We start from the raw sequence: 12112 nt of genomic DNA, 5'->3' as shown, positions 1-12112 counted from the left end.
CGTCACCGTCTTCCGGCGGCAGCCACTGGTTTGCCGAAGGCGCCACTCGACATCAGCCGCGGCCGAAGCTCCTCACCACGCAGAACGGGCCGCGCACGAGTCATCGTGCGCGGCCCGTTCTGCGGGAGAGGGAACTCAGACGGCGATCTTCTCGCCGGCGAGAATCTTCTCGACCTCTTCGTATGCGTCAGTCTCCGAGATGCCCCGGGCGAGCGCGAACTCCGTGACGAGGATGCCGCTTGCCCGCTGGTACATCGCCTTCTCGCCCGTGGAGAGCTTTGCGCCCTGGCTGCGGCGCCACAGGTCGCGTACGACCTCGCCGACGCGGTGCACACTGCCGGAGGCGAGCTTCTCGCCATTGGCCTTGAAGCGCCGCGACCAGTTGCCTGGCTCCTCGGTGAACTCCTCCTGAAGGATCTGGATGAGCGACTCGATGCCATCGCGATCGATGAGTTCGCGCACGCCGATCTCGTTCAGCTGATCCGCGGGGATCTGAATGGAGAGCTCGTTGAGCAGGGGCTGCAGCGTCAGCCAGGTGCGCTCGACGCCGCCGATCTTCTTCACCTCGATCGCAGTGATCGTAACCGCACCGTGGTGCGGGTACACGAGGGTATGTCCCACGACGTGAGACTGCTGCATAGTGATCTCCTCAGGCAATGTCGTGTGCGGACGCGCGGGCTGGATGCCTCACGGTCTCGACGAGTGCGAAGGGACTGGACGCCGCGATATGCGGTCCGCTGTGCCCCCGAACTTGCACTTCCTACTAATTTTAGCCGATTCCGGCGGATTTGCCCAATCGGAGGCAGTATGATGCCCCGAGCTTCTCAGGGAGACGACGCCCCCGCTTCAGTTGAGGACGATGATGCCGATGTTCAGCGTGCTCGCGAAGCACAGCCACAGGAGGTAGGGCACCATGATGAGGCTGGCGATCCGCGACCACTTCGCAGCCGACACGGCGAGTGCGATGACCACGACGATCAGAGCGATGATGATGACGGCGGCGATCCACCAGGCTGCTTCGCCGAAAACGGGATATCCGGCGAAGAACACCGGGGTCCACAGGGCATTGAGCACCAGCTGCAGAACGAAGAGCGAGAGGGTGGAACGGGCGGCGTTCGGCCCGCCCATGCGGAAACCCGGGCGCCAGATCAGGAAGCCTGCGAGTGCGATGAGGGCGTACAGCGCCGTCCACACGGGCCCGAATACGGCGTTCGGCGGATCCCACGGGACCTTCTCCGCATCGGCGTACCACCCGTCGACGTTGCCAGTGGAAGCGATGGAACCGCCGAAGGCCACCGCGGCCACGATGACCAGGAAGATGACGGCGACGAGCACCTGGCGCAACGTCGTCGGTCCCTTCGCCCGGGCGATGACATCTTCGTCTACCTGCGCATCCATATGAGCGACGCCCCCTTCGCTGATCGCATGGCCGCCTCGGCCACGTGCGCTCCACTCTGCCCATCCAGACCGTGGAGCGCCAGGGGGTTGCGGTCGGAGCGGGCATCGCCGAACGGAGGCCCTGCGGCGACGGGGGCGGGCACCGGGCCGCGCACGCCAGTGCCCGGCGCCGACGAGGCGCCCGCCGAAGCGGGAGGTCCGTCGACGCCGGGCGACTCGCCGGCACCGGCCCCTACTGGTTGGAGAGGTTCTCGCGCGCCTCGCCCGCGCGCGACTGCACGTCGCCGGTCGCCGAGGTGGCTTCGCTCTTCACGTGCTCGGCAGCCTCCGTCGCCGTCGACTTCACGGCCTCAGCGGCCTCCGTGGCGGGGTCCTGCAGGTTCGATGCGACCGACTTCGCCGCAGCCGTGGCCTCGTCGACGAGGGGCTGCGCCTCGTCGCGGAGCGTCTGCGACAGTTCCTTCTCCTTGTCAGTGCTCGGGATCAGCGACGCAGCGACCAGCCCGACGCCGAACGCGACGAGCCCGACGGCGAGAGGGTTCCCCTCGGCCTTCGCCTTGACCGTGTGCGCGGCGTCATGGGCGGCATCCCCGGCTCGACCTGCGACTCCCGATGCGGTGCCGCTCGCATCGTCCGCGGCGCCCATCACGCGCTCCTTGATGGATCCGAATTTCGTGCGCACCTTGTCCTTCTGGCGGTCCACGATCTTGCCGGGAGTGACCTTGTCGACCAGGGCGTCGGTGTCTTGGCCCAGGGAACGGCGCGTGCGCTCGATATCGGCTCGGATGGCATCCGGTGACTCGTTCATAAGTTCTCCTCATTTCTCTTGAGTGTCGGAATGAATTCCTGCAGGGTTTCCATCGTCTGCGGCGCGCCCTTGACCTTCTTGAGCTGCGCCTTGCCGATGACGAACAGTACGGCGGCGATCACCGCCCAGATCGCGGCCACGATGACGCCCGACCACCCGCCGCCGACCAGGGTCGCGAGCGCTGCCCAGAGCGCGATCGAGAGGAAGAGCACCACCATGCTCCCGGCGTACGCCGCGCCGCCCAGCATGCCTGCTCCGCGGCCGGTGTTCTTCGCCGATTCGCGGAGCTCGGCTTTCGCGAGGGCGAGCTCCTGGCGCATGAGCGTCGAGAGGTCTCCGGTCACCTCGCTCAGCAGGTCACCGAGCGATTCGTTCGCTGCCCGTTCTTCAGAGGGGGTTGGGTCGACCATCTGCGCCTCCTCCCGTGACGTCGCCGTGGCGCGAGGCTCCCGGCGCACCGGGCGCGGTTCCCGGGGCGCCTGGGCCCACTCCTGGAAGGGGAGATTCCGGCGCGACCGGAGCAGGGGGTGCTGGCTGACCAGATGCCGGCGCGACCGGGGCCGCGGGCGCTGCCGGAGGTGCAGCGGGAGCGACGGGGCGCGATACGGGTGCAGCCGGGCTCGAACCCGGAGCCGACGTGCTGGTGCTGGGACTGGTTACGGGGCGCGCCGGGGTCGTCCCGCCCGCGGGAGCGCTCGACTCGGACGAGGACTGCTCGTGCGCATTCGCAGCGAGAGCGCGGGTGAGGCGCCCCGCGACGACGCCTGCGACCGCGGCGATACCGATGAAGGCGCCCGGCCGTCGGCGCGCGAACGCCTTGACCTCGCTGACGACTTCGCGCGGTTCGTGGCTGTCGAGCCAGTCGCCGATGCGCGCGACCTTCTCAGACGTCTGGCGCACGAGATCGGGTGCGACACCACCGCCCGAAGCGCTCGAAGCCATTGCTTCGAGATCGTCGCCGGCGCGCTGCAGGCCGGAGGCGAGCCGCGACTGCTGCTTGGAGGCTTCGTCGTTCAGCTCGCGAGTCGTCTGCGCGACGAGCTCGTGCAACTGCATCGACGCTTCCTCAGCGACGTTGCCGATCTCGTCCTTCGCGGTGTGGGCGACGTTGCTCGCACCCTCCTGCACCGTGTGGGCGAGTTCGCCGGCCTCCTCCTTCGCGGTGTCGACCGTGCCGGATGATGGTGTGCGATTCGGATTCGCGTTTCCGCTCCCGAGGAGCTCATTCTCATGGGACATGTTCTCTCCTTCCACGCCGGATCGTTGCCGGTGTGACACCGTTTGTAGTCGAAGGAATTCGAGAGGGGACGGGCCTTGCACGAGTGCCGATCATGTGCCATCCGCGCCTAATCAGGGGGAGTGAGTCAGGCGTCGCGATCCACGGGGATCAGCTCGACGGAGAGATCCGCGCCGTCGACATCGGCGAGCATCATGGTGCACTGCGGCTGGCGGCGACGATCGGTCGGGGAACCCGGGTTGAGCAGGCGCATGCCGCCGGGTGAGACCGTGTCCCAAGGAATGTGCGAATGGCCGAAGACCAGCACGTCGGCGTCGGGGAATGCGGTGTCCGCCCGTTGCTCGCGCCCCGCTGCAGCACCGGTCTCGTGCACCATCGCGATATCGAGCTCCTCGACGCGGATGTGCGCGACCTCGGGAAGCCGCGCCCGCAACTCCGGGCCGTCGTTGTTGCCCCACACGCCGACGAGCGAACGAGAGGACGCCTGCAGCAGGTCGAGGGTTGCGGCATCCACCCAGTCGCCCGCGTGCAGCACGACGTCGGCCGTCGCCGCAGCCGCGAGCACCGCCCCTGGCATTCGCTTCGCCCGTTTCGGCAAGTGGGTATCGGCGATGATGAGCAGACGGGTGGGCATGCCACACTCTTATCGCGGGAGACGGGCCGGACGCAAGGCTCTGCCGTGATCCCGCACCGCATTCGACGATGGGCGCATGGCATTCCGGATCGCGATCGCCTCGGCGGGCTCACATGGCGCGCCCGATTGAGTCATATGCGCCGATCGGCGACGGCCGCACGGTCGCCCTGGTCGGCTCGAACGGGCGGATCGACTGGCTTCCCCTGCCGAACCTCACGAATGTTCCGGTGTTCGCGCACCTTCTCGACGCCGACACGGGCGGGTACTTCGAGGTTGCGCCAGACCTCCCCGAGACGGAGTACCGGACCGAGCGTCGATACGTGCCCGGCACCAACGTACTCGAGACGACGTTCGTCGCCGAGTCGGGAAGCGTGCGCGTCACCGATGCCCTGCTCGTCGGCGTCTCGGGCCGTCTCCCGTGGGCGGAGCTCGCGCGTCGGGTGACGGGTATCGAGGGAGAAGTGCCCGTGCGCTGGGCCGTGCACCCTGGCACGTCGTTGCAGACCGCGGCGCCGTGGATCGAAGCGACCGCTCATGGGCATGTGGTGCGCAGCGGCGCGACCGCCTTCACCGTCGTCGGTCTCGAGCATGGCCCGGGCGAGCCCGACTCCGACGGTGCTCGGGGGCCGGAGCTCGAAGGCGGGTTCACCGCACGGGCGGGGTCGCGGCATCTCATCGCGATCGCCGCGACGCATGACGAGCCGTTGCACTTTCCGAAACCTGAGAACGTCGACGCTGGGATCGATCGGACCATCGAGAACTGGCGGCATTGGTCGCACGTGTTCTCCTACGACGGCCCCTACGCCGAGCTGATGCAGCGGAACGCGCTTGCGCTGAAACTCCTGATCTACAGTCCGACAGGAGCCATCGCTGCGGCAGCGACGACATCGCTGCCCGAGAACCCCGAGGGTGGCAAGAACTGGGACTATCGCTTCGCCTGGGTGCGAGATCTCGCGTACACGGCCCACTCGCTGGTGCGGTTCGGGCTTCGAGAGGAGACCCAGGCTGCGCTCTCCTGGATGCTGCAGACCATTCGCAAGCACGGCCCGGAGCTGCAGGTGATGTACACACTCGACGGTGATCTCGTGGCGGGCCCTCAGGAGCATCATGTGGCCGGATGGCGAGGAATCGGTCCGGTCGTCTCGGGCAATCCCGCCAGCGAGCAACTGCAGCTCGGCGTGTACGGCGACCTCATCGCGATCTGCCGAACCTACGTCGATGCCGGGAACGTACTTGACGTGGCGACGGCTCGCATGCTCGCTGGCGTCGCCGACCGCACCTGCGATCTGTGGCGCAATCCGGATGCGGGAATGTGGGAGCTCGCAGTGGAGCGGCACTACATCTCCTCGAAGATGGGCTGCTGGAAGGCGCTCGACGACGCTGTCGCGCTCGTCGAGGCTGCGGCTATCCCGGGGAACGCCAGCCGATGGCGGGCGGAGCGAGACCGCATCCGCGCCTGGATCGATGCACACGGCTGGTCTGAGGAGCGCGGCTCGTATCTCTTCTACGCGGGAGGGAACGAATTGGATGCATCCGTGCTGCTGCACGCCCCGACCGGCTTCGACCGCGGCGAGCGCATGTCGTCGACCATCGATGCGTTGACCGACGAACTCGGGGCCGGCCCATTGCTCTACCGCTACAGCGGCGCCGAGCGCGAGGAGCACACGTTCGTGGCGTGCGCCTTCTGGCGCGTCGAGGCACTCGCCTGCGTCGGCCGCCACGCCGAAGCCCTCGAGCTGATGGAGGCCCTCGTCGAGCATGCCAACGACGTGGGCATCTACGCAGAGATGATCGATGCCGAGACGGGGGCCGCGTGGGGCAATACGCCGCAGGCGCTCAGCCACCTCGCCTTTCTCGGAGCGGCGATGACGATTCATAATGTCGTGCCACCAGACATGCTCGACGGCCGCTGACGGTCGCGCCGGGCGCACGCACCCCTAACAGGAAACACGAGTGAAAGGAAACACCATGTCACGTGACCAGTACACCTTCGTCAACCCTGCCGAACTGTACGCGGATATCAAGCCGCAGAAGCAGCACATGCCCGAACCGGGCCTCGACGCCGACCTCACCCCGAAGGCGGATCTCGGCGAGGAGAGCTACCGCGGAACCGGCCGTCTGCAGGGCCGCAAAGCCCTCATCACCGGTGGAGATTCGGGAATCGGTGCGGCGACCGCCATCGCCTTCGCGCGCGAGGGCGCCGACGTCGCGATCTCCTACTTGCCGGAGGAGGAGACCGATGCGCAGCGCATCGCAGGCATCCTCCGCGACGCCGGAGTCACGGTGGCGACGCTGCCCGGAGACCTGCGCGATGCCGAGTACTGCCGCACGCTCGTCGCCGATGCGGTGTCCCAGCTCGGCGGGCTCGACATCCTGGTGAACAACGGCGGCAAGCAGGTGTTCCAGGAATCACTCGCCGACCTCAGCGATGAGCAGTTCGACGACACGTTCAAGACGAATGTGTACGCGATGTTCTGGATCACGAAGGCGGCCCTGCCTCATCTTGCTCCCGGGTCGACCATCATCAACACCACGTCGATCCAGGCGTACTCGCCGGCTGCGATCCTCGTCGACTACGCGTCGACGAAGGCGACGATCAACGCATTCACGAAGGGGCTCGCGGCTCAGCTCGCCCCCAAGGGCATTCGCGTCAACGCGGTCGCGCCGGGGCCGATCTGGACGCCGCTGCAGCCGAGCGACGGCCAGCCGCAGGAGAAGATCGAGGAGTTCGGCGCAGAGACCCCGTTCGGCAGGATGGGCCAGCCTGCAGAGCTCGCGCCCGCATACGTCTTCCTCGCTTCGGCGGAGTCGAGCTATGTCGCGGGGGAGACGCTCAACGTCAACGGCGGCATGCCGACTCCGTGATGAGCGAGCGCGAGATGCAGGTGTTCCGCTCGACGCCCGGAATTCTCGTCGAGAGCATCTGGTGGGATGCCCGTACCGAGGAGGTCGTGTGGGTCGACATCGTGGCTGGACTGCTGCATCGCGGACGTCTCGACGGGGCGGTGGATGGCAGTGAGGATCGCGTGGTCCACCTGCCCCCACCGCTCTCGGCGGTGCAACCCGGCCCCGACGAGGGGTATGTCGCATCGCTCCGGGACTCCGTCGTGCTGCTCGACGCCGACGGCGCAGTGGTTCGCGAGTTGGCGCTGCTGCGGCACCGTCGCGACGGGATGCGTCTGAACGAGGGAAAGGTCGATCCGTTCGGACGTTTCGTGGTCGGCGGGATGAGCGTCATCGGTGAGACCCCGGATGCGGATCTCTGGTCTGTCGCGCCGGACGGCGCGGTCACGGTACTCCGGGGCGGTTTCGGCATCACGAACGGCATGGAATGGTCGGACGACGGGCGCACCATGTACGTGACGGATACCTCGACCGAGACGGTCTACCGCGGCTCGTACGGCCCGGATGGCCTCCTCGGGGAGCTCGAGCAATTCGTGTCGGGCCGTCCGAGTGACGGCCTCGCGCTCGCCGCGGACGGGACGTTCTGGAATGCGCTCTACGGCGAGGGCGTGGTGGCGCGGTGGTCGGAAGCGGGAGAACTGATCGAGGAGGTCGCGATTCCTGTGCCGAATGTCACCTCGGTCGCCTTCGCCGGACCGGGTCTCGGTCGGGCCCTCGTCGGCACTGCGCGCGAGAACCTCACCGAAGCGCAGTTGCGGGCCGCTCCGGGTTCAGGAGCCATCTACATGTTCGACGGGGGAGCGCATGGAAGGCCGGTGCACGCGTTCGGCTCGGTATAAGCGCTCTCGCGGGGAGAGCCCACCGCGTGACCGGCGCGTCAGGATCGATCGAAGCCGTCGAACTCGTAATCCCAATCGGGGGCTCGCATCTCTTCATCGAGGAGCGGGCCTCCGGTCACCGGCTGCGGGAAGCTGGGATGCGTGCGCAGCTCTTCGGCGTGCTCTGAGAAGTCCGGCTGCTCCTCTCCCTCCCAGTTGGCGGGGAGCGAGAGCACGTCGTTGCCGACTCCGATGACGAGATCGGCGGTGCCCACCCGATCGTGATCGTCGGTCACGATCGGGATCCTCACCGCCTCGGCACGTCCGTTCTTCGCGACGGCGGCCGTGAGTTTGACCAGCGCCTCGGCGACGTCGTCAGTGGTGGTGACGGTTTCTCCAGCGTAGGTGATCGTTCTCATGGTGAGACTCTCGCATGCATTCGCGGTATTGATTAGACGGTTGTGTTTTCGGGGGAGGGGCGGGTATACGCGGGAGCCGAGCGGAGGTCGCAGCACTGCGGGCAAAACGAAATCGAGCCTGCCCGAATCCGTCCGGATGTGCCATGCTGCTTGCATGGGTTTTCTGATTCATGGCGGCAACGATTACGAGTTCGAGGATCGTCTCCTCACGCATTTGAAGACGGTCATCGGGCAGAAACTGGTGAAGCAGGAGAGCTTCTTCCTCAGCTGGTCGCGCACTCCGGACCAGGGCAGCGGACGCGTATCGGTGTGGCTCTCGCCGTACGTCACGGTCGCCTTCCGCTTCTCCGGCAGCAAGCGCCCCGAACTCAACATGACCTGGTTGAAGGCGCTGAACGCGCTTTCCAACACCCCGCGTGGGCTGATCGTCATCAGTGAGGAAGAGGCTGAGGCCTACGCGAAGAAGAATCCCGACCTGATGTGACCGCACGCTGATGGTTGCGGAGGTGCCGTGGACGCTGCTCGCATGTCTCGCGTATGCCGGCAACGTCTGCATCGGCACGGCGAGCCTGCGCGGCCGCCGTGTGCCGCGCTCATGGCACGGTCGCGTCTTCCTCGTCGCGCTCGCGCTCACCGCGATCGCCGCGGCGACCTCGTTCCCAGAGCACGGTGCTCGAGGCGCCGCTCTCATCGTCGCGCTGGTGCCACTCCTGACGCTGCCCTTCGTGGGGAGACCGGTGCGCCGCCGTCCCAGCACGCACATCATCATCGGATTGGTGGCCGCACCGTGCTTCGCGATTGCGCTGCTGCTCTGGGCGGTCGCCGCCTTCTGACACTGCACCGCGTGTAGGGTCCAGGAAGGAGTGAGAGGAAGGCGAGCATGGAGTTTCGCGATGTGCTGTTCAATCGGAGAACGACGAACGGACCGTTCCTCCCGGATCCGGTCTCAGAGGAGCATCAGCGTCTGCTGATCGCGGCCGCGGCCTCCGCGCCGTCGCAGTTCAACAGTCAGCCCTGGCGCTTCGTGGTGATCGAGGATCGCGACACCATCGAGACGATCGCGCGGGTGAGCGGAGAGTCGATGACCGCGGTCATCGGCGAGGGATCGTTCTTCACCCGCTACAAGCGACACTTCCGATTCAGTGCGGAGGAGATGGCCGAGCATCGCTCCGGCATGTACTTCGACAAGCTGCCCGCACCTCTGCGCCCGTTCACGCGCGCGGTGTTCACGGCCTCGGGGCTCGCGATGATGCGGATGCTGAGGGTGCCGCAGACGCTCGGCGAGGAGAATCGCAAGCTGGTCGCGGGATCCCCGCTGATCTTCGGCGTGATGCTCGATCGGGCGGAGCGCGGGGCTCACCCGCTCGCAGACTTCTACTGCCAGTTCAGCATGGGGGCCGCCGTCGAGAACATCTGGCTGACGACCGTCGAGCTCGGCATGGGCATCCAGTTCATCTCGTTCCCGATGGAGGCGCCGGAGCAGTGGGAGCGGTTGACGAAACTGCTCGACGTTCCCGATCACCTCGAACTGATGGCGCTGTATCGGCTCGGCTACGTGCCGCAGGACCAGCGACGGCCGAAGATCGACTGGTCGAGTCGTGAGCGCCGCCCGCCATCGCAGTTCGTATACCGGGAGACGTGCCGCACGCCCCAGCAGGGCTGGGACGAGGCCACCCTCTGATGCCCGGGCGAACGGGTCGAGCGCGCCGCATCGTCGGTATCGGCGGAGCGGCGATCGGTGCGCTGCTCGTGCTCGCCGTCGTCGCCTTCGTGGTCTGGGCCAACCTCACGTATCCAGCGGAGCGAGGCCCGCTCGAATCGGTGGCGCAGGACGAGCGCGTCACGGTGACCGAGCGAGACGGGGCGATCGTGATGAGCCCGTCGCAGGGTGCCGAGACGAGCGGCCTCGTCTTCTTCGCCGGGGCGAAAGTCGAACCCGGGGCGTACCAGGCGACCTTCCGTGAGACGGTGGCTGCAGGCCAGACGGTGGTCATCGTGCAATCGTTCTTGAACCTGCCCCTGTTCGAGACGCGCCCGTTGAGCGATTTCACGAGTCTCGCCCCGGAGATCGAGACGTGGGCGGTCGGCGGCCACAGCATGGGCGGCGTCAAGGCCTGCATGTTCGCGGAATCCGAGCCGGAGGACGTCACAGCTCTCGTGCTGTTCGCGTCGTACTGCGCAGACGACGCCCTCGCCGGTCGCGATGATGTCGACGTGCTGTCGCTCTCGGCGACGAATGACGGGCTCGCGACGCCGGAGAAGATCGAGGCGTCGGCCGCGGACTTGCCGGATGGCACCCGCTTCGAGACGATCGCAGGGGCCGTGCACGCGCAGTTCGGCGCGTACGGCGAGCAGCCCGGAGATGGAACGCCGACGATCTCCGACGACCAGGCGCGCGCCGAGATCACCGAGGCGCTCGCCGGTTTCCTCGGAGGTTAACGGTCTGACGCGGCGTCAGCGCGGCCATCCGTCTCGGGCGCCCGATCCTCGCGGTTCCGCTGGTACACGTCGGGGATCCCGTCGCCGTCCTCGTCGACCGCATCGCGCAGCGCCATGCGCCGGTACCTGCGATTGCGAGAACCGAGGAGCAGCGAGGCGAGCACGGCCGCGACCACGGATGCGCTGAGAATGGCGACCTTCGCGATGTCGTGCTCCTCGGTGCCCGGCGCGAAGGTGAGCTCCGCGATGAGCAGCGACACCGTGAACCCGATTCCGGCGAGGAGCCCGACGCCGACCATGTCGATCCACCGGAGATCCGGGTCGAGCCGGGCGCGCAGCACCTTCGTCGTCAACCAGGTCGATGCGAGAATGCCGATCGGCTTGCCGATCACGAGCGCCGCCATGATGGCGAAGGTGAGCGGCTGCGTGAACGCCTCGCGGAGTCCGTCGACGCCGCCGAGCGAGACCCCGGCGGCGAAGAACGCGAACACGGGAACGGCGAACCCGGCGGAGATCGGTCGGAAGCGGTGCTCGAACTCCTCGGCGAGGCCCGGGGCGGAGGAGCGGTCGTCGCGCGCTCCCTTCCGGTGCAGCACGGGGATCGCGAAGCCGAGCAGCACGCCGGCGATGGTCGCGTGGATGCCGGAGGCATGCATCAGCGCCCAGGCGACCGCGCCGACGGGCAGGAGGATGCACCACGCCGCGGACGCATGGCGACTGAAGAACACCCGGAATCGCTGCGCGAGCATGCCGTAGACCAGGATCACGGCGACGGCGAGAACGAGGGGAACGACCTCGATGTGGTCGGTGTAGAAGACCGCGATGATGCTGATCGCGAGCAGATCGTCGACGACCGCGAGCGTGAGGAGGAAGATGCGGAGCGCCGGCGGCAGGTGCGAGCCGATGATCGCGAGCACCGCCACCGCGAACGCGATGTCGGTGGCGGTGGGAATCGCCCAGCCGTGATGCAGGTCGGGTCGCTGTGCAGCGACCGCGGTGTAGATCAGGGCGGGAACGAGCACGCCGCCGGCGGCGGCCACGATCGGTACGACTGCGGAGCGGAAGCTCCGCAGATCTCCGGCGACGAACTCTCGTTTGAGCTCGAGCCCGACGAGGAAGAAGAAGATGGCGAGCAATCCGTCCGCGGCCCAGGTGCCGAGGCTCAGCTTCAGATGCCACGGCTCGTAGCCGAACTCGAAATCGCGCAGTGCGACGTACGCGTCAGACCACGGCGAGTTGGCCCAGATGATCGCGACGATCGCAGCGACGACGAGCAGCATGCCGCCCACCGTCTCCTTGCGCAGCAGTGTCGTGATACGCCCGGCTTCGCGGTAGCTCCCGTACTCGGGGAACGTCGATCCGGTCTGCGGTGGTGACTGCGCCATAGTGCTTTCTCTGAAATGGTCGACGGATGCGCACGGCATGCGGTTCCTCTCGCCCCAGCGAGGAGAACGG

The 12112-nt window shown here is 67.3% G+C and carries 15 protein-coding genes; 7 read left to right on the top strand and 8 right to left on the bottom strand.

The features are described from left to right. Positions 1–135 precede the first annotated feature (135 nt). The 6 genes from WFH23_RS05825 to WFH23_RS05800 form a co-directional block, all read right to left on the bottom strand. On the bottom strand, positions 136–639 hold the full coding sequence (locus WFH23_RS05825; RefSeq protein WP_090152699.1) for a CarD family transcriptional regulator: 504 nt from the start codon (positions 637–639) through the stop codon (positions 136–138). A gap of 207 nt (positions 640–846) precedes the next feature. Then, a complete protein-coding gene (locus WFH23_RS05820) occupies positions 847–1398 on the bottom strand; it encodes a TspO/MBR family protein (RefSeq protein WP_336661881.1) in 552 nt (183 codons plus the stop codon). Positions 1399–1630: 232 nt separating this feature from the next. Continuing rightward, the gene (locus WFH23_RS05815) at positions 1631–2206 is read right to left on the bottom strand and encodes a DUF3618 domain-containing protein (protein ID WP_336661880.1); all 576 of its coding nucleotides are present in this window, start codon (positions 2204–2206) and stop codon (positions 1631–1633) included. Further along, positions 2203–2616 (bottom strand): phage holin family protein, encoded by a 414-nt coding sequence (locus tag WFH23_RS05810; protein ID WP_336661879.1) that lies wholly within the window; start codon positions 2614–2616, stop codon positions 2203–2205. Before WFH23_RS05810 ends, WFH23_RS05815 begins: the two co-directional genes overlap by 4 nt. Beyond that, on the bottom strand, positions 2594–3445 hold the full coding sequence (locus WFH23_RS05805) for a hypothetical protein (RefSeq protein ID WP_336661878.1): 852 nt from the start codon (positions 3443–3445) through the stop codon (positions 2594–2596). Before WFH23_RS05805 ends, WFH23_RS05810 begins: the two co-directional genes overlap by 23 nt. A 125-nt stretch (positions 3446–3570) precedes the next feature. After that, positions 3571–4077, bottom strand: coding sequence for a metallophosphoesterase family protein (locus WFH23_RS05800; RefSeq protein ID WP_336661877.1), 507 nt, complete (start codon positions 4075–4077; stop codon positions 3571–3573). Positions 4078–4190: 113 nt separating this feature from the next. Here WFH23_RS05800 and WFH23_RS05795 point away from each other — a divergent pair, with 113 nt between their 5' ends. The 3 genes from WFH23_RS05795 to WFH23_RS05785 are packed head-to-tail and all read left to right on the top strand — an operon-like array spanning position 4191 to position 7820. Continuing rightward, positions 4191–5990 carry a glycoside hydrolase family 15 protein gene (locus WFH23_RS05795; RefSeq protein WP_336661876.1) on the top strand — a complete coding sequence of 600 codons (1800 nt, stop codon included), beginning with the start codon at positions 4191–4193 and terminating at the stop codon, positions 5988–5990. A gap of 55 nt (positions 5991–6045) precedes the next feature. Beyond that, the gene (locus WFH23_RS05790; protein WP_090152673.1) at positions 6046–6942 is read left to right on the top strand and encodes an SDR family oxidoreductase; all 897 of its coding nucleotides are present in this window, start codon (positions 6046–6048) and stop codon (positions 6940–6942) included. Continuing rightward, entirely contained in the window at positions 6942–7820 is an 879-nt protein-coding gene (locus WFH23_RS05785) for an SMP-30/gluconolactonase/LRE family protein (RefSeq protein WP_336661875.1), read from the top strand. Before WFH23_RS05790 ends, WFH23_RS05785 begins: the two co-directional genes overlap by 1 nt. A 38-nt stretch (positions 7821–7858) precedes the next feature. Here the strand turns inward: WFH23_RS05785 and WFH23_RS05780 are convergent, their stop codons facing one another. Beyond that, the gene (locus tag WFH23_RS05780; RefSeq protein WP_336661874.1) at positions 7859–8218 is read right to left on the bottom strand and encodes a hypothetical protein; all 360 of its coding nucleotides are present in this window, start codon (positions 8216–8218) and stop codon (positions 7859–7861) included. A gap of 154 nt (positions 8219–8372) precedes the next feature. On the opposite strand from WFH23_RS05780, the gene WFH23_RS05775 reads away from it, so the two are divergent. The 4 genes from WFH23_RS05775 to WFH23_RS05760 are packed head-to-tail and all read left to right on the top strand — an operon-like array spanning position 8373 to position 10657. Beyond that, complete coding sequence (locus WFH23_RS05775; RefSeq protein WP_090152662.1) at positions 8373–8702, top strand: DUF7882 family protein; 330 nt, start codon at positions 8373–8375, stop codon at positions 8700–8702. A 10-nt stretch (positions 8703–8712) separates the two neighbouring features. Then, the gene (locus WFH23_RS05770; protein WP_336661873.1) at positions 8713–9051 is read left to right on the top strand and encodes a hypothetical protein; all 339 of its coding nucleotides are present in this window, start codon (positions 8713–8715) and stop codon (positions 9049–9051) included. Positions 9052–9098: 47 nt separating this feature from the next. Continuing rightward, entirely contained in the window at positions 9099–9899 is an 801-nt protein-coding gene (locus WFH23_RS05765) for a nitroreductase family protein (protein ID WP_211649285.1), read from the top strand. Beyond that, positions 9899–10657 carry an alpha/beta hydrolase gene (locus tag WFH23_RS05760; protein WP_336661872.1) on the top strand — a complete coding sequence of 253 codons (759 nt, stop codon included), beginning with the start codon at positions 9899–9901 and terminating at the stop codon, positions 10655–10657. The genes WFH23_RS05765 and WFH23_RS05760 overlap by 1 nt, the downstream gene beginning before the upstream one ends. On the opposite strand, the gene nhaA is transcribed toward WFH23_RS05760, so the two are convergent. Beyond that, positions 10654–12042, bottom strand: a complete 1389-nt coding sequence (gene nhaA / locus WFH23_RS05755; protein WP_336661871.1) for a Na+/H+ antiporter NhaA — start codon at positions 12040–12042, stop codon at positions 10654–10656. The two genes, WFH23_RS05760 and nhaA, sit on opposite strands and share 4 nt — an antisense overlap. Positions 12043–12112: the final 70 nt, after the last annotated feature.

It is taken from the genome of Leucobacter sp. USHLN154, assembly GCF_037145595.1.
In the GTDB taxonomy this organism is placed as follows: Bacteria; Actinomycetota; Actinomycetes; order Actinomycetales; family Microbacteriaceae; genus Leucobacter; species Leucobacter alluvii.
The sequence above is the reverse complement of the archived record's forward strand: the minus strand, read 5'-3'. Positions and strand labels throughout refer to the sequence as shown.